Annotated in this window: 13 protein-coding genes; 10 read left to right on the plus strand and 3 right to left on the minus strand. The window is 58.8% G+C overall.

Translation table 11 applies throughout. From position 1 onward, the window contains the following. Positions 1 to 17 precede the first annotated feature (17 nt). Entirely contained in the window at positions 18 to 650 is a 633-nt protein-coding gene (locus tag XH89_RS30115) for a hypothetical protein (protein ID WP_194463974.1), read from the minus strand. Positions 651 to 728: 78 nt separating this feature from the next. Further along, a complete protein-coding gene (locus tag XH89_RS30120; protein WP_194463975.1) occupies positions 729 to 2123 on the minus strand; it encodes an O-antigen ligase in 1395 nt (464 codons plus the stop codon). Positions 2124 to 2242: 119 nt separating this feature from the next. On the opposite strand from XH89_RS30120, the gene XH89_RS30125 reads away from it, so the two are divergent. The 4 genes from XH89_RS30125 (at position 2243) to epsC (ending at position 6745) form a co-directional block, all read left to right on the plus strand. Continuing rightward, complete coding sequence (locus XH89_RS30125) at positions 2243 to 3568, plus strand: hypothetical protein (protein WP_194463976.1); 1326 nt, start codon at positions 2243 to 2245, stop codon at positions 3566 to 3568. Further along, a complete protein-coding gene (locus tag XH89_RS30130; RefSeq protein WP_246767653.1) occupies positions 3565 to 4677 on the plus strand; it encodes an acyltransferase in 1113 nt (370 codons plus the stop codon). Before XH89_RS30125 ends, XH89_RS30130 begins: the two co-directional genes overlap by 4 nt. Continuing rightward, positions 4613 to 6067, plus strand: coding sequence for a lipopolysaccharide biosynthesis protein (locus tag XH89_RS30135; RefSeq protein ID WP_194463977.1), 1455 nt, complete (start codon positions 4613 to 4615; stop codon positions 6065 to 6067). The genes XH89_RS30130 and XH89_RS30135 overlap by 65 nt, the downstream gene beginning before the upstream one ends. A 180-nt stretch (positions 6068 to 6247) precedes the next feature. Beyond that, positions 6248 to 6745 carry a serine O-acetyltransferase EpsC gene (gene epsC, locus XH89_RS42000; RefSeq protein ID WP_305853200.1) on the plus strand — a complete coding sequence of 166 codons (498 nt, stop codon included), beginning with the start codon at positions 6248 to 6250 and terminating at the stop codon, positions 6743 to 6745. A 126-nt stretch (positions 6746 to 6871) separates the two neighbouring features. Here the strand turns inward: epsC and XH89_RS42160 are convergent, their stop codons facing one another. After that, entirely contained in the window at positions 6872 to 7129 is a 258-nt protein-coding gene (locus XH89_RS42160; RefSeq protein ID WP_371825182.1) for a serine O-acetyltransferase, read from the minus strand. A 1152-nt stretch (positions 7130 to 8281) separates the two neighbouring features. Between XH89_RS42160 and XH89_RS30150 the strand changes: the two genes are divergently transcribed. The 6 genes from XH89_RS30150 to XH89_RS30175 all read left to right on the plus strand — a co-directional run bounded on the left by XH89_RS30150 (position 8282) and on the right by XH89_RS30175 (position 18500). Continuing rightward, positions 8282 to 11647, plus strand: coding sequence for an RHS repeat protein (locus XH89_RS30150; protein WP_194463980.1), 3366 nt, complete (start codon positions 8282 to 8284; stop codon positions 11645 to 11647). A 333-nt stretch (positions 11648 to 11980) separates the two neighbouring features. Further along, the gene (locus XH89_RS30155; RefSeq protein WP_246767655.1) at positions 11981 to 13117 is read left to right on the plus strand and encodes a glycosyltransferase; all 1137 of its coding nucleotides are present in this window, start codon (positions 11981 to 11983) and stop codon (positions 13115 to 13117) included. Between the two features lie 235 nt (positions 13118 to 13352). Continuing rightward, positions 13353 to 14438, plus strand: a complete 1086-nt coding sequence (locus XH89_RS30160) for a polysaccharide biosynthesis/export family protein (protein ID WP_246767656.1) — start codon at positions 13353 to 13355, stop codon at positions 14436 to 14438. A 230-nt stretch (positions 14439 to 14668) separates the two neighbouring features. Next, positions 14669 to 15892 carry a glycosyltransferase gene (locus XH89_RS30165; protein ID WP_194463982.1) on the plus strand — a complete coding sequence of 408 codons (1224 nt, stop codon included), beginning with the start codon at positions 14669 to 14671 and terminating at the stop codon, positions 15890 to 15892. 1 nt (position 15893) lies between these two features. Beyond that, positions 15894 to 17309, plus strand: a complete 1416-nt coding sequence (locus tag XH89_RS30170) for a cellulase family glycosylhydrolase (RefSeq protein ID WP_194463983.1) — start codon at positions 15894 to 15896, stop codon at positions 17307 to 17309. Between the two features lie 36 nt (positions 17310 to 17345). Continuing rightward, the gene (locus tag XH89_RS30175; RefSeq protein WP_194463984.1) at positions 17346 to 18500 is read left to right on the plus strand and encodes a glycosyltransferase family 4 protein; all 1155 of its coding nucleotides are present in this window, start codon (positions 17346 to 17348) and stop codon (positions 18498 to 18500) included. The last annotated feature ends 80 nt before the right edge of the window (positions 18501 to 18580 follow it).

Genomic DNA, 18580 nt, shown 5'->3' on the forward strand with positions numbered 1-18580 from the left:
AAACGAACGATCGACCCTCAGTTTGTCGGGCTGATTGAGGAAAGTGCGTTGGTCGAAGTGCTCGATGCGGCGGTGAAGAAAGTCGTCGTCGCCGGCACCGAGGCCCTCGAAAAAGTGGTGGTATCGGAAGTGCTTACACCTCCAGACGACTGGCTCGCCACTGTTCCGCGACCACCACCCACGACCGATTCACCGTTGGGGTCCGACCCGGGAACGGCATTGGTCGGAACATCACCGGTGATGCTTTCGAAGGACTGAATGAGATCAGCATTCTCGGTTTTGAGAACCGCCTCCTGGATCAAGGTTGCGGTTGCCGGATGCGATATGACGCAGGTTGAGGCAGCCGTCCCGAGCCCCGCGCCGATCGCGCGATTCTGGCTGGGCGAGCCGGCGCCCGACAGCGACCGCATTCCTTCCAGCGTTTCGGGGCGCATGGTCGCAAAGTCCCGAATGGTTGCTGAAAGCTTACCCTCGTCGCCCTCGGGAAAGGCACTCAGCAATGCCGACGGGTTGTCGAGAAATTGCGTTGCACGCTCGGCAGTTATCCCCCCGGCGAGAGGCGCGCATGAAACATCGACCGCAGTCGCTGCGCGGGACAATGATGGCTCAAGCAAAAAGGGAACCAAGAGCAGCCATGCTCCAACCTTCATTTTGGCAACCTCTTTTCAAAATTTTTCCGCGCCTTGAACGCATTCGTATAAGCGATTTCCTTAACGGGGTGAACACATTTAAGAAATGTTGAACTGTCCGACACCGCTGCGGCGTTTCTTGCTCGATATCGACTGAGCCAGGCCGCAGCCCACGACCGCCGCGAATAGCACTGCAAACCCCGTTACTTGCACGGAGAAATCGATGCATGAATGCAATGCTCCGAGCAGAAACACTGCAGCACCCGTGGCTGGCATATAATTGTCACGCCGCCTGGTAAGACTGCCCAGTATCATTCTTCCGAAGAAGAGGACTGCGAGACCGCACACAAGAATTGTCAAAGGGATGCCGGCGGAGACCAACATCTCGAGCGGAGTACTGTGGGCCTTGTCCCAAATTCCCTGGCTTCCAAGATCTGCGGCCCGGAACGAAGGAAATGCTGCCTCGAAATTGCCCAATCCCCAACCGAATAGCTCGTGACCGCGCAGCATCTCCAATGACGTTCGATAGACCTCAAGCCGCCGCGGGTCCCCCACCCCGAACATGCCGACGCGGCTGCTTGCCATTCCACCGATCACAAAAAAAACCATGATGGCAGCGACAGTGACGGCTCCAGCGACGAACCAGTAGCGCCTCAATTGGTCTCGATATTGCATCAAGTGCAAATTGGCCAAGAAGGCGAGACAAAGGAGAGTTAGAAGTACGCCGGCGCGAGATCCTGTCATGCCAACAGCCGTGAGACATGCAAGAAGGCCCGAGCAAAGAACGATGGGATGATCGGCAATCGAATGCCGAATCCTCCGGGGACGCTCGGCGAACCATGTGTCGGATGACAATGCCAACAACATACCGAGGAACAAGACCGCACAGCAGCCCCAGAAAGCCGCCGCTGTATTTCGATTGACGAATGTTCCAGTGGCGAACGAGAGATAATACTCCTTGGTCCGCCACAAGAGCATCCCTGGAGCGAGAAGCTGTGTAGCGATGCCATAGACAGCATAGGCGAAACCAGCATATGCAGTCGCCTTCAGCAGCGATCTGGCAGCCTCTTCGTCCGTTGCGATCAAATAGGCCCGCGCAAGCACCAGGGCGAAGAGCAAGCAAGGGCCAAACGCGACCCACGGAACCGAAGCCGTCACGGAAAGGCGATCCGGCAGCGTCAGCCCGGCAACATTCCTGGCCATGTCCCATGCCGGATTGGCGATTGCGAAGTCGATTCCGGGCCAGACTTGAAATATCGCCAATGCGCAGGTGAACAGCAGGATGACGACCGTCGAACCCAAAACCAAGAGATCTGCGCGACACAGGCGCGACAGGTCGGCTGTCATCAGGCTGACGACCAGGAGCGCGGTCCAGATCCAGACCCAGATCAGATCGACGGAGCCGAACGGCAGCGGCGCCACCAAGACAACGAAAAGTGCGATAAACTGAGATATCCGGTGCACAGAAATAATTTCTCTTTGGAGGCCGGGCAATCGGCCAACAGCCGGTCATGCTTGCCGCACAGAATGAACAAGATTGACACAATGTGCCACCTAGTGCCCCAGACGCATCCGTCGTTGAAGACACGAAGTATTTAGCGGAAGCCTTCGCGATGGATCAACCGACGACGCAATTCGAAGATCAAAAGGCCGCACCACCTGCGGCCTGGGCCTGGACCCTCCCAACGCTGGAAGGTCTCGCGGTAACGCTTTATTTCGGGCGCGACGCTTTCGCCGGCGTGGTTCGCTACTACGCGAGTCTCACCCACCTCGACCCGCTCTGGTTCGTCCCGGACGTCTTCGCGTTCGCCTGCATTGGCGCGTTCGTCTACAGGTACGCCTTCAAGAGAACCAACGTCCTTGCGATTCTCTTCCTCTTGTATGTCGTGTTTGCGCTGTTCCTGGGTTACGTCTTCCTCGGTGAAGCCAAGGGACTGGCTTCGTCCATCAAAATGATCGCGCCAGCCTTCGTCGGCTTCTGCTTTTGCGGCCGCGAGTTCAAGGATCAGAAATTCCTTCTGGGGTTCATCTACTTTCTGCTTTTCGCCTCCATCATGGGCCTGATGTGGTCCGCTCACTCACGCTTGCCGTGGGTCGCGTTCTCGTACGAGTCTTTCGGCGCGACGCGAACAGCCGCGCGACTCTGGTGGACCGGCGGCGAAAGCCGCGTCTCCGGATTTGCTGCCGATAGCACCATGGCCGCATATTTCGTCTTGATCACCTACGTCTTCACCTCGGTTCGAAAGAGCGTCCTGTGGTGCCTGCTCTGGGCAGGGCCGGCCTTTTATGCGATCCATCTCTCGACGAACAAGACGGCGATCGGCGTGCTGGCGATCTATGTCGCCGCCCTGCTCTTCGTCCGTGCATTCAACGAGAGACATCGGTTTTCCGCACTTCGCGCGATCGCGCTGTGGTCTTTCACCTGCATCCTGCTTCCCCTGGTGCTGATGGCGACGCTCAGCGGCACGAACATGGCCCGCATCGCAAAGGGCCTCTACAGCCTGCAGGATCGCATCAACAACAGCTGGCAACTGCCGTTCGTATACATGAACGATCTGATGCCGCTCGGCTATTTCACGGGCTGCGGATTGGGATGCTTCAACTACCCGCAGCAGCTGTTTTCGAACAAAGTCGCCTATTACGTGCCCGTGGACAATTTCTACATCGGCACGTATCTGATGTTTGGTCCGATCTTCGTGCTTTTCATGGTGTTCGTGATACTCGCCGTGGCAAGGACACGAGACATCTACAAGCTCACCGTGATCTTCGTCATGAACTTCTACACGATCACGGTTTTGGGCTACGGACCCGCGAGCGGCCTGCTGGTCATCACCATGGGATTCAGCGAAGTATTCGGACCGAAGCTGAATCCACGCACGTTCAGCGCCGAACCCAACGCTATCGGACGGCAGCCGGTTCTGCGCGTGGCGAGCGGATGATGATGCTCTCCCGAGAGCCCGACGAGCGGGTGGATCCCGTCAAGGCGACATTTCCCGAGGGGGCGCCTCGCGCGCGCACGCAGCGATTCGAACCCTCAATCCAGGGCTTGCGCGGCTTGGCGGCCTTCAGTGTCTTGCTGGTCCACCTCTACGACATGCCGATGCTGGCCGGTTTCCTTCCGGCGATCCCGTCGTGGCTGGACGCGACCGTGGGAACCTTCGGCCGCGGGGTTGAAGTGTTCTTCATGATCAGCGGCTACCTCATTCCCGCGAGCCTGGTTCGGCACAAGTTGGTCTCGAAATTCTTCTACGACCGGTGCCTGCGCATTCTTCCGGTGTTCGTGACCTTCCACCTCATCCTCTTCGCCGTTGGTCCTTTGGTCGGATACAAGTTCTTCAAGGACATCGACGCGCTGAACTATCTGAAGATCTTCTTCGCCAATCTGTTCTTTCTTCCGGACCTGCTGAATCTTCCCTTCGGCCAGCAGAACGCCTGGACCCTCACCTATGAGTGGGCCTTCTACATATGGTTCGCTCTTGCCTATTATTTCGCCCCGCGCTCGCTGGCAGCCACGGCGCTCGTGGTGCTGGCAGGCTGTGTCGCCATGTTCTACTTTCCCATCACCGCCTACTTCCTCATCGGTCTCGTTCTCGGGGCGATCGAGCTGCGCGTCAGGGCGCCGGGCTCGCTTGGGCTGGCATTCAGTGTCGCATGCCTGGCATTAATGTATGCTCTGCTGGAGTACGTTCATCCGTTCGCAGGACTGATCCCTGCGTTTCTTCTGTTTTCGGCCGTCTTGAACCCCGACTCAGCGATCGCGCAGCTGCTATCGAAGGCCGCGCCGCAATTTGTCGGCAAGATCAGCTACAGCCTCTACCTCGTTCATCCCTTTGCGCTCTATCCGCTCCAGGTCATCGGGAGCAAACTGATTGCGCATGGATATTCACCGTGGGCCGTCTGGCCGATGTTCGTGGCGGTCGGCTTGCCGCTGTCGTTCGTCGCTTCGACCATTACGTACGAACTGATCGAAGTCCGAATGAGAAATGCCATCGTGGCGTTTCTTAGAGATTCCAACCAAAGATCCCTCGCCGAAGCCCGGAATGACTAGCCGCGCGAATGAAGCGCAGGCGGCGTTGGTCCAAGCGTCGCCGCCCCTGTCACCTTTGACAGGGTTTGCGCGATATGCTTCGCCTTGGCGATCGCGGATGATGACGGTCCTGACAATGCGCATTCCCCGGAAAATGATCGCCCTGACAAATGTCCTCATTCGATCGGCGACGTTAGGGCTCCGTTTCTTACTTTCCTTCTACATCATCAAATATCTCGGTTACGACGCGGCGGGCGTCTACGGGCTGACGGTTGGCGTGACAGGCATTACTCCAGCCTTGATCGGCTGGGGACTGAACTATTTCGTCGCCCGCGAGGTCGTCGGCATGTCTCCGCCCGAGGCGGCGTTGCGGATCCGGAATCGTCTGCTCATCACCATCGCCTCGCTGACATTGGCGACGGTGGTGATGATCCTGTTCTCCGTCTTTGCCCACCGAACGAGTGCCGCGCTGTTCGTGTTGATCGCCATACTTGCATGGCTCGAAACGATTGCGCTCGACCTGCACTTGCCGCTGATCGGCCTTGGCAAAGCCCTGGAAGCGAACATTCTCGTCTTCATACGTTCCGCCGCGTGGGTCCCCTTCATCGTTGGCCTTGGCCTGGCTTTTCCGCAGCTTCGCTCGATGGAAGCGCTGTTGGCGGCCTGGATCGTCGCCAACGCGATGGCGCTCGTCCTGCTCGGCGCCATGGCGCGGAAATGGGACGTGGGCAGGATACTCAGCTCGCAAATTGACTTCGACTGGATCATCAACCGGCTTCGACGATCCTGGCACATCTATATCAGCGACGTCAGCCTCGTCGGGCTGATGTATCTTGATCGATATATCGTTGGAATTTTTCTTGGGTTGTCGGCGACCGGCATCTACACCTTCTTCTGGTCGCTCAGCAATTCATTGCAGACACTGGTCTCGACCGCTGTCGTCCAGACGGCCCTGCCAACTCTGGTGAAAGCCTTCTCGAGTGAAGATCGCTCCGCCTGGAAAAATGCCATCACGGTCGAGTTCTACAAGGTGATCTCGATCTCCGTCGGAATGGCACTCGTGATTTTCGCGGCGAGCGAAGTCGCGCTGCGCTACATGTCGATGCAGGGCCTGAGCGAGCATCGCGGGCTCTTCCTGCTGCTTCTTGCCGCGTCCGTTCTGCGCGCGTGTTCGGATCTTGGAAATGTCGCAATGCTGAGCACGCAAAAGGACACCTCATACGCCGCCATCAACATCATCGGGGTGTTTCTTTCGACCGCCATGACCAGCCTTGGCGTCGCATTCTACGGCCTCTCCGGCGCGGGCGTGGCGATCTTCACCACCGCGATCATCCTCTTGCTGATGCGGGTTTGGCTGCTCGCAGGCCTGCTTCGGCCCGCTGCATCGCCCCGCGCCGGCGGAAAAATCTGACGCAGATCAAACGGCCTTGCGCTGCAAAAGAAAGACCTTAAGCTTGCCGGTAGCCAGTGCCGCATCGCGGAGCAACTCTCTATGACTCGGACGACAAGAATTGCGGACAAGATCAGGGAGGATCTTGCACATTACGCCCTGCGGGAACACACCGGCGTCAGCGCTGCCTTTGTGGCGCGCATGTTTCTGTTGACCCCGGGATTTCAGTTCGTGCTGGCCTTGCGCTTCCAGGAAGCACTGTTTCGGATACCGCTCGTCGGCAGACTTCTGCGCCGCATCGCCTGGTGGGCCTCGTGCCTCTTCTTCGGATCAGAGATTGCCATGGCCGCCGACGTGGATGGCGGACTTTACGTCCCCCATCCCTACGGAATCGTCGTCGGCGCCAGCGACATCGGAAAGCGCGTCACATTGCTGCAACACATCACGATCGGCCGAAAGGACCACACCGATCGAGGTCGCCCCCGGATCGGCGATGGGGCCTCTCTGATGGCAGGCTGCGTCGTGGTCGGAGACATCACGATCGGCAGCGGTGCAATCATCGGCGCCAACTCCGTCGTCCTGAAGGACGTCCCGGCAGATTCCGTGGCAATCGGCGCTCCGGCCAAAATACTGCGGCGCGCCGACGCTCCGATCAACGCCGCAGACGAATTGCAGGACGCCAGATCTCAGGTCGCCTAAAGCGCGATGCGATCAGGATGAATCGTCATCGCGCTTTAGGTTATTGTTTGAGCATGATCTTTTCGGAAAACCGCTGCGCACTTTTCCGGATCATGCTCCAGGATTGCGCAACGCGCGACGTGCGGCTCAACCGGCCTTGGCTTTCGATTTGTCTGCCCCGACGATCCGGGCGGGAGCCCCTGCCACGCAGGCATGATCGGGAACGTCGGCCAGAACGACTGAATGGGCCGCAATGACGGCGTTACGCCCAATCCTGATCCCGCCGAGCAGCGTTGCGCCAGTGTAGATCACGGCTCCGTCTTCGATCATCGGGTATGCCGCGACATCCTGCGAAATGCGGCCGAGCGTCACCCCCTGATAGATCGTCACGTCGTCCCCGATCACACTCCCCTCACCTATGACAACGCCGATCGGGTGCGGCAGACATAGGCCGGAACCCAACCGGGCCGTGGATGCAATGTAACATCCATACGACGTGACCGTCCCTCGCCAGACAAGCCGCGACAGAACTCTGGCGATCTTGCCGCCACCATTCAGCCAAGTGGCGACCCGCGCGCGCATGACGACACAGAAACCCGGCGATGTGACGAGGGCGATCGCGGCGCCCAGCCAACCCTCGCGTCCGGCGTTTCGCGAGAGATCTCGCCTCCAAGTGCTCATTCGTAGCCTCATATTCTTCGATCGACTGGGATTTAACGAGTTTCCCAAGCGCACGTCACGCCCCGTCATCACTCACGAGTACCCTCTAGCATTGTCGTTTGCCATCTTTGTAGCGTAGTCCGTAACCAATCCGCGGTTGATCCCACCCCGGATGATATCAAACCCGATCGGCAGGGAGCTCCTCTCATCTTGAGCCAGCTGGGCGAACGACTTGCCTAAATTGAAGGCGCGAACCAAACCCGCCAAGCGGGGCAAGGCTCTGACAATGATGCCTTAACGATAGCAAAGTGATGTCTGCCGTCGTTTCGACGCTCGGGTTCGCGGTCCGCGCGTTCAATGTCATTTGACGAGCGCGGATCCGGAGGGCTCATCCCTCCGGAACCCGATAAAGCGCTCCATTGGCAGGGGCGCCTCCAACGAACGGATAAGGCGAAGCCCCCAACCGAATGATCGGAACAACGATGACCTGCCATCATCGAACCGTGGAACAAAGGGTTTTCCTCCGCTCGGATCCGACAAGACCGTTCTAAAAGACTCGTTAGTGATCGCGTTTCGTCGTCGACGCCGATCTCGCGCAGCATGGTTCGCAACAAGCTAACGACGCGCCGCCGAAGCGCATTGCCCTACAATTCAGCAGAAGCAGACAAACGCATCCGAAGTTCTACGGAAGCAAGAGACATTCATCTCGCGCAGATGACGGTGCTGATGACAACAGAGGCAATCACCATCGAGGGAAGCGCGCGCTGGTTCCAAGAGCGATGACAACAGTTCCGCATTCACACATGTGACGTCGCAAATTTTAGATTGTGCACGCACGGAAAATTCCAACTTGGGTGAGACACATCACAAAACACTCAAGCTTGGAAACAAGTCACGATGGCAACGACCAGCACATCCTCCGCCGTCCTCTCGGCTCAGGCGTTTGTTGACTCGATCGCAGTCAACGCTCACTCCGCTTATTCGAGTTCCTCGGCTTACGCCTCTTACGGCAACTCGAGCTTGATCCTCGACGACCTGCACTATCTCGGCGTCACCACGATCCGCGATGCGCTGCCGACGGATCCGAATGCCGCCCCCGTGGTCAATGCGCTCGCCGCCGCCGGCGTGAAGTTCGACTTCGTGGTCTCGTCCGAGCTGCCGGCGTATGGAGCGGCCGGAATTGCGCAATTCATCGCATCGCTCGACGGCTTCGTCGCGAAATACCCGAACAGCATCGTAGCGATCGAGGGCCTCAACGAAGCGAATATCCAGTCCTTCAGCTACAACGGCAGCTCGTCGATGGCGGCGGCCGCCCAGTTCCAGAAGGATCTCTACACAGCGATCAAGGCTGACGGACACCTCGGCGGCGTCTCTGTCTACAATCTGACGCTGGGCCTGAACGACTCGGCGGCCTACGCACAGCTCGGCGACCTTTCCAAATATTCCGACTATTCGTCGTCACACGCGTATGTCGCCACGACGACACCGGAAAACTACGGCATTCAGTACGGAGTCAACGTTGCCGCGAGCAGTTCGCCGGGCAATCCCTCCGTCATCACCGAGACCGGCTACACCACGCTTGCAAGCTACTCCGGCCTCGGCGTCGACCAGGTCGTGCAAGCCAAATCGATCCTGAATTCTCTGGTCGACGCCTTCAAGGACGGCGTCAGCAAGACCTACCTCTACGAGCTGCTCGATCACGGCAGCGGTTCCGATCCGGAAGGAAGCTTCGGTCTGTTCAACGTCGACGGCACTCCGAAACTGGCCGCGACGGCGGTTCACAATCTCACGGCCATTCTCGCCGACGACGGGAGCGGCGGCCGGACGCCGACGACGCCGCTCGCCTACACCATCGACAATCTGCCGACGAGCGGCAACAGCATGGTGCTCGCCAAGAGCAACGGCGCGTACGAACTTGTCGTCTGGGCCGAGCCGCAACTTTGGAACGACGCAAAGGACACGGAAATTTCCAATCCGACCATGCAGGCCAAGGTGCACCTCGGAAGCGTGCACCAGACCGTCACGGTTTACGATCCGTTGAACACCAGCAAGCCGATCGCGACCTACACCAACGTCCAGGATTTCACGCTCCCCGTCAGCGACCACCCGCTCGTCATCGAGATCGATGCGCCGACCGCGACGATCACGCCGGCCGGCCCGACAGATATCGTCGCCACCTCGGCGGCTGTCGTGGCCGAACTGTCGGATCTCAATGCGGCCGGCACCGTCAAGTCCATCACATTGACCGATACGCACGTGCTGTCGGTGTCGTCCAAAGCGACGATGGACTACATGATGTCGCACTATGCGGGCGTGCTTTCCACGATCAAGGGTGGGTATTCGTTCGCCGTGACGACCTCGGCTCCCACCTGGAGCCTCACCGAGAACTACAGCTCGATCGGCGCGCTCACCTCGACCGATCAGACCGCCTACGTGAATGGCGTAACCGTTTACGAACTGGTCACCTATGCCGATGGCACGACCGCCGCTTCCAACTTCGCCAACGGCGTCAAGACGCAGACCACGGTGACCCATCCCGACGGCTCCAAGGAGGTCACCGTTTACGGGATCACCGGACAATCCTACGTAACGATGACCACGTACACGAACGCATCGGGGGCCGTCGTTGAAAAGACCTATATCAGCGCCGATGGAAGCTCGATCGACGATCACTTCAATTCTTCGGGCGCGCTCGTTTCGGAAACCAAGGCCAACGCGGACGGCTCATCGAGCACGACGCTGTTCACGAGCGGCGTGAAGACGGCCGCCTTTGTCACCAATGCCGATGGCAGCAACGACAACTCCTTCTACGGCATCAAGGGGCAGAGCTATACGTCGGAGGTCCAGCACGTGAATGCCGGCGGATCGGTCACGTCGGTGGTCCGCAGCTACGCCGACGGAACGACGGCCTACACCGAGACCCACAGCTCGGATGGCACCATCACGTCGACGAACTACGACGCAAAGGGTGTGAAGACCGCAAAAGCCGTCACGCATACCGACGGAACCAAGGACATCTACGCACTCAACATCCAGCAGAAGTGCTACGCGTCGGAGCACAGCCACTTCGATGCCGCGGGCAACCTCACGCTGTTCGAACGCTTCCACGCGGATGGAAGTTACGCTCAGAAGTCCACGATACTCGGCGGCACGACCGTTTCCGACAGCTACGATTCGAATGGCGCGCTCGTCAGCGAATTGACGGTTGGCGCCGACGGCTCGACGTCGACATCGCTATTCTCCGGCGACGTCAAGACGAAGATGTACGTCACCCATGCCGACCACAGCCAGGACAACTACGCCTATAACGTAACCGGCCAGTCCTTCGCCAACATCGTGCAGCACGTCAGTGCCTCCGGCCAGCTGACCTCGATCATCCGCATGCATGCCGACGGCTCTCTGGAATACACCCAGACGGTTGCTGCGGACGGAACGAAAACCAGCACCCAATACGACGCGCATGGGACCAAGCTCGCTCAGACGATCACCCATTCGGACGGCTCGACGGTCAACGACACCTTCAATGCCTTTGGGCAGGTCACCAAGGATATCGTCACCAATGCGGACGGCTCCTCTTCGACGTCCCTGTTCGTGGACGGAGTGAGGACGAAGATGTACGTCCTGAATGCGGATCACAGTCAGGACAACTACGCTTACGGCGTGGTCGGCCAATCATACGTCAACGTCGTCCAGCATACCGATGCTGCCGGGAAGCTCACCTCGGCTATGCGCACCCATGCTGACGGTACGCTCGACTACACGCTTGCGACCGGCTCCGACGGCACCACGACTGCGGCATATTACGACGCGAAAGGCGTCATGGGATCGAAGGTCGTTACACAGACCACCGGTGCGAAGGACGTGTTCACGTTCCTGTCGACTGGCGTTCAGGACCAGAGCTACTCCGCATCGGGCGTGCTGCAGAAAACGGACCTGCTCAAAGCCGACGGCACGCATGTAGAGACGGCAAACGCCGCCGGCGTGACGCTTCGCGCCGGGATCGGAAACGACGTGTTTGCGTCGGATGGTTCAGCGACCTTCGTGTTTGACCGAGGCAACGACCAGATCCAGAACTTTCACGCCGGGGCAGCAGCGGATCACGATGTCATCAAGATCTCGCAGTCGCTGGTCACGGACTACAGCCATCTGAGCGTTACTCAGGCCGGAGCCGACGCAGTGGTGCATCTGGGTGATGCTGGATCGATCCTGCTCGCACACATCAACGCCGCTCAGCTTACGCACGACAACTTTCTGTTCGTGTGACCTGAAGAGAGCGCAGGCTTCGTCTGCGCCCTTCAGACCCGCCGCGGCAAAGCATGGCCCGGCGTCCATATCCGCATGACGGGCAAAATATGGGCGCCGCCTGCCGCAAGTCGGCGCAGCTCAGCATGCCTGCTTCGCGTCTATTTCGCCGGAGACGAGAAAAGCAGAGCATGAGGATCGGCCGTGGCCATGAATTGCCACAAATTTCCAGCTTAGTTGGGCCCGCCAACAAGAGGTTCGCGCTATCGCCTTGCGTGTGAGCGCAAATGCGGAATATGGTCGAAATCAGAGTGTTCTGTGGATTAGTTATGTCTCTATCAAGCCACTTTTCGAATGACGCATGATTTGTCGGGGCTGAGAATAGTCCATGTAGCCGAGACGGTTCGCGGTGGTATCGCAACCTATTTCAACGAACTGCACTCCCTTCAATGCCAGACTTTTAGTCAGGAAAACGTGCATTATGTCGTTCCGTTGGACCACCGGGACGATCTGATCGGAATCTCGGACGCGAACATCGTCCCTTTCGATCGCTCAGGTCGCAATTTCGCCAGCCTGATGCGGCTCGCTGTCGAGACGATGCAACATGTGCGCGCCACCCGACCCGACATTGTGCACGTTCACTCCACGCTGGCCGGCATAATCGTGCGCCTCATGTTGATGCTCGTTCGGAACCGGCCGGCAGTGGTCTACTGTCCTCACGGCTGGGCCTTTTCGCGCGACACGTCGTGGCTGAGCAATTATGTCGCCAAGTTGGCAGAGTGGTTGCTCGCCAAAGTCACAGACCGGATCATTTGCATCTCGAGGAACGAGTACTCCGCAGCACGGGACGCCGGCATTCCGGAGGAAAAACTTAGCCTCGTTCTCAGCGGCATGCGCAACGAACGCTTGAGTGTCGACCCTGATGCCCCCGATTGGGGCACAACGAAGCTGAAAGTGCTTTTTATCGGGCGCCTTGATCGCCAGAAGGGCTATGACTTCCTCATCGAGGCCGCTCAGGAACTCGACAGCACGATCGACGTCCGAATGATCGGATCCGCCGTTGTCAGCGAGGAAGGCGACCACAATCTGCCTCCAAACGTCACACTGCTCGGCTGGCTCGCGCGCACGAGCATCGAGGCGCAGCTCAACCTCGCGGATATTGTCGTCATTCCGTCACGTTGGGAGGCTTTCGGCTTTGTCGCACTCGAAGCGATGCGCGCGCACAAGCCAATTTTGGCATTTCGCGCAGGAGCGTTGCCGGAAATCGTCGAACACGGCGTGACCGGGCTGATTTGCGATCCTGTTGGGCCTCGAGCTCTCGTCACGGGATTGAAGGAAGCTGCGCGAATTGACCTGCCGAAGCTTGGAGAGGCGGGTTATCAGCGTTTCGTTTCGATGTTCAGCGTCAGCCGTACACACGAACAGCTGCTCAAGGTTTATGCAAACGCACTGAGGTCGACGTCGAAGCGATTGCCAAAATTGGCGCTGTGATCGACGCTCACGTGGCCCAAATGCAACAACGCGGTTTGAATCTTCCCTGCCGACGTGCCCAAACGCTGGTTCGAAATCCCGCTCCTGCTAAAAGGCATTTGGGCGGGAATTGAAGATAGGAAGCGCTTTGCTACAGCCAGTGTTACGAGTATCTCCAGCGCTTGTGATCTCAACCTTCATCCTTGCGGGTTGTGGAGGATTCACGCCACAAGATGCGCCGAATAGTGCAGCAATCGTGACCAATGCGGCGCTCACGGTAGCGCCGAGCCCGCCGCTTCCATACGCCGTTCTGGCCGTAGATCCCGGAATCCTGAAATGGGCTAACTCCATCAGCGATCGCGGTGGCGGCTCGTTCAGCAAGTTGCCGGGTGGTAACTACAAGGACATCACGATTGGCGTCGGCGATATCGTCGCCGTGACGATCTTCGAGGCCCAATCCGGCGGACTCTTTATTCCCAGGGAAGCCAGCGTCAGACCGGGCAATTTCGTCGACGTTCCTCACCAGCAGGTCGACCAGTCCGGGAACATCACGATTCCGTATGCCGGCTCGGTCAAGGTCGCCGGGCTCACCGCTCGCGCCGTCGGCGACATCATCCGTGAGCGCATCAAGAACCGCGCCATCGACCCGCAGGCCGTGGTTTCGGTTGTCGAGCAACGCGGGAACCAGGTCAGCGTCCTTGGCGAAGCCAACACACCGCTGCGGTTCCCGATCGATCCGGGCGGGATCCGGGTTCTCGGGGCCATCGCCCGTGCGGGCGGCCCGAAATATCCGTCGTGGGAAACGAAGGTCAGGATCAAGCGCGGAGGCCGAACCTTTATGGAGTCGATGAGCTCGATCGTCCGCCATCCGGAAGAAGATGCCTTCCTCGCCCCCGGCGACGTCGTCTATCTGTCGCGGGAACCTCGGATCTTCATGGTCTTCGGATCGACGCCGTCGCCCGGCTCGATCGGCGGCACCAACAACCGCAGGTTCACGTTCGAAAACGACTCGATGACCCTTGCCGAAGCGATCGCCAAGGCAGGTGGCCTGGATGGAGCCCGAGCAAATTCGACGTCGGTCTATGTCCTGCGGCTCGAACCGAAAAACCTCCTGAGATCGGCCGGTATCGATGTCGAGCGCTTCGGCGGCGAGCTGGTGCCGACCGTATACAATTTCGACTGGAGCAAGCCGGACGGAATGTTCTTTGCCGACTCGTTCCAGATCCGGGATCACGACGCGATTGTCGTGTCGGAATCGCCGAGCACCGAGCTGATCAAATTCTTCACCCTGATGATCGCCGGAACGGATACGGCTGTTAACATCCAGACACTGACGAGATAACGCGCGTTCACACTGGATGAGACCTGCACGCAGCGCTGCAATTTGCAGCGCTGCACATGCTTCCAATATCGCCTGAATTGTACGCGGCTTGGCTGCCGGGGCCTCGTTTTGGCTCGGCGGCAAGCCGCGCATTTGGCCTGGATAGTGCAGGATGGTCCGCGCACGTCATAAAAAGGCGCCGTGTCGGCGGCTAGACGAACCAGATCCCTGGTCATTTGGAGCTTGAGAGTATGCGCATTTTGGTCGTCTCGGCCATGTTCCCTCCGAACGTGCTCGGCGGTGCTGAAATTTCCGCATTCAACCTCTCATCATGGCTCCTGAAGCAGGGACATGAAATCGGCGTACTCACGGCTGCAAAGTCGCCCGCAGAGGAGAAGTTCGGCGAGATCGTCGACGGCATGAGAATATGGAGCATCTACATGCCGCGCCCCTACCCGATCTATGCGCAAGGCGCGGTTCAGCAGAAATATCTCAAGCCCGTTTGGCACCTCCAGGATCATCTCGACCCGCGCAACCGAAGTATGGTCGCCAAGGTCATCGAGGAATTCAGGCCTGACTTCTGCAACGTCCACTATCTCACGGGGATCGGCCACAATGTGCTTTCCGAGCTCGGCAAGCGCGACATTCCCGTCATGTATGTGATGCCGGACCTCGCATTGTCTTGCGTGCGCCTGACCATGTTTCGCGATGGAAAGACCTGCGAACGACAATGCTGGCCCTGCAAATTGTCGGCAGCCTTGAAACGCAGCGACTTTCGCACGGTTCGGCGTATCGGGTTTTGCGCGCCGTCGCGCGCAAATCTGGACCGCAACGCGCGTTTCCAGGCACTCGACGCTTATCCAACCGCTCATATCCTGAACGCCAACAAGTATCCGGCACCAACAGTTACGAGGACCCCGTCCGCCACGGTACGTTTCATCTACGTTGGGCGGCTGCATGCGGCCAAGGGCGTCGACATACTGATACAGGCCTCCGATATGATTCAGGGTCTGGATTTTTCCCTCACCATCGTCGGCGGCGGAGCGGAAGAAGAGGCCTTGCGACAGAAATACGGCCAACATCCGCGCATCGCGTTCACGGGCCACGTGCCGCTGCAAGAGGCCATCAATCGCATAGCCGAAAGCGACGTCCTCTGCATTCCGTCGATCTGGCTGGAGAATTCTCCGGGGGTCGTCATCCAGGCACTCGGCATGGGTGTCCCCGTCATTGGCAGCGAGGTCGGAGGCATCCCCGAGCTGGTTCAGCACGATGAGACGGGGCTGCTTGTGGCGCCGGGAGACATTGCGGCATGGAGCAACGCTCTCAAGCTGCTGATCGTCGACCGCGAGCGCCTCGATAAATTTCAACGGAATGCCGCGAGCCGCGCCAGCGAGTTTGACCAGGATTTCATCGGCAGACGCTATGTCGCGTTCATGGATCGGATCGTGAAATTTGGGGGCTTACCGGCGCAGTGACATGGAGGGCCGCAACTACATGACATTTCCGATAGCCCGCATCGTAAAGCCCATTGCGGCGACCATAGGCCTCGCCCTCCTCCTCGGGCGACCTGTGGCGGCAGAGACGAAGATGGTCGTTTTCGCCCATCGGGATGCACCTGCAACGGCACCGCGGCACGCCATCTACGGCGCCAACATCCACTATGGGTTGCGGCGGACGCTCGGCTACAACTCGGTCGAGCAGGGCATCAAGCAGCTCAACGCGATCGGCGCGGTCTCATTCCGCGATTATCTGCCTTGGCAGTCGTTCGATTTCAGGTCGGGGACTCCGTCTCTGGTCTACTCCGAGCGGTTGATGAGCTTTCTTCCGCAGGCAAGGTTCAAGCCGCTCCTCAACCTTGGAGGCGCCAACAGTCAGGTTCCGGGCGGCGTCCCTCCCGTCTCCGACGAAGGCCTGCAATACTTCGTTCGTTATCTGGAGGCGGTCGTCGGAGCCACGAAGCAATACGATCCGATCTACGAAATATGGAACGAATGGAATATGTACGTCGGCACGGGACCTCGTGCGCCGCGCATGCAGGGCGCGGGCGATACGAGTGATCCGCGAGCCGCGGTTCATTATGCGCGCATTGCGAGAACCGCAGTGGACGCGATCAAGAAGACAAATCCTCATGCAACCGTGATCGTGGGTGCCGTCGGCGACGATGCTGATTGGATGTGGGCCCAGGCCATCACGCGGTACGGCGCGCTCGATCACGCCGACGGCCTGTCGGTCCACCTCTACAACCAGTGCGCGAGGCTGGTGTCCGACCGAACGGCCAAGGAAATGATCGTTCGTCTGGAAAAGCTTCAGGACGCGTTGAGAACGATCAGAAATGGTCAGCCAACGTCCATTTACGTCACCGAGTTCGGCTGGCCGACCTCGCAAGGCAATTGTGGCATGCCTCTGGATGTTTCTGCTTACAATTTCGCCCACTTCATCTTACAGAGCGCCACGTTGCCATGGCTCAAGGGAGCGTGGATGCATGAACTGAAGAACATTGGGCCAGATCCAGTGGATCGCGAAAACAACTATGGCCTCTTCACATTCGACGATCAGCCAAAGCCTGCCGCCTGCTTCATGCGCGAGGCCATAGATCTGGTCAAATCTGCCAAGGTGCTGGAATTGCGCGAGCCGTTCCCGGATGTCTTTGTGCTACGGGCCATCTCGGCTGGACGACAAACCGTCGCACTCTGGACATCAGGACCCTTCAGACACGCGAGCTACAAATTCGAAGAGCCGGCATTGCGAGGCCGCATGATGTGCGGCGACACAATACCGACAAGCCCGCGTGCCAACCTGGGAGCGCAACCCGTAGTCTACGAGTTCGACCAAAACGCCCAAATAAGTGTAGCCGTGGATACGGGAGAACTCCCCGCTCTAGGGACGAAGTGAAGCGCGCGACTGGGCCCTGAAGCAATACGAGTTCCGATGCTGTTGTACTGCAAGACACTTATTTCAGAGCTGCGCAAGACGAAGCCCGGCTCGGCTCGATTGTGGTTCATCGGACCGATGCCACCGCCCATTCACGGGCAATCCGTCTACAATACAACCTTGCTGGAGTTCCTGCGGCATTATCGCGAGCCGACGTGCTTGCCGCTGGGTGGAACCCGGTCGGAGAAGATGGCCGGCGCGCTGCTGTTGCCCTTGATCATGCTCGTTTTCGCCCGCCGCGGCGACGACGTCTATACTTCGCCACCCGGCCAGGGCGGCGTCTGGGCGTTTCTGCTCACGATCGCAACGCTGCGCGTTCGCCGTCTCGACCACTACATCCACCATCATTCCTTCCGGCCCATCAATCAATCTCCGGCGCTGTCAGCAAAGCTGCTGGCAGGCATAGGAGGCAAATACCAGCATCATATTTTCCTGTCGGACGGCATGAGGGAACGATATGCGGCGCTCTATCTGAACGGCCAGCAACAATCTCAAAGCCTGGTGCTCCCCAATTCCTTCTTATTTTACGAGCCCATAGACCATATGCCCGAACGTTCGGGGCCCGTCACGCTGGGACATCTGAGCGTGATCACCCGTGAGAAGGGTATTGTCTACCTGATGGAGCTCGCCGATCGAATGTTCCGGGTGCGAAGCGATTTCCGCTTGGTGCTGGCTGGTCCGGTTCGCGACCCTTCCCTCAAGGAAGAGATACTTGCATTTTGCGCGCGCCATCCCGACAAGGCTGTGTACCTGGGGCCGGTCTACGGCAAGGAGAAAGCCGCGTTCTATCGGGCAATCGATATCTTCGTTCTTCCATCGCGCCTGCTCGACGAGGCCGACCCTCTCGTCCTGCTCGAGTCCTACAGCAGCGGCTGCGACGTCGTGGCTTCGAGCACCGGCTGTATTCCCGAGCGGATTCGCTCGGATGACAGACTGCTTTCCTTTGTTCCGAACGACGACTGTACCTTGATGGGTCGCATCATCGATCAATGCAACATAGATAGAGGAGGCGTCTCCTCAATGTGCGTGACGCATGCCCGGCAGCTCTATGCCGACGCACGACAGGCAGCCATGCGATTTTTTGGAGCATTGTCGATCTCGATTCCGGTCAATGCATTCCCCGATAGATCTGAAAGGGCTCAAAAATTGTGACCATGTCTGTCCGCCCAATTTGCCTGACGCTGCTGACATGGTGCATGCGCGACAAACCGAGAAGGTGATCGTGCAAGAAC

It is taken from the genome of Bradyrhizobium sp. CCBAU 53340, assembly GCF_015291645.1.
Lineage (GTDB): Bacteria > Pseudomonadota > Alphaproteobacteria > Rhizobiales > Xanthobacteraceae > Bradyrhizobium.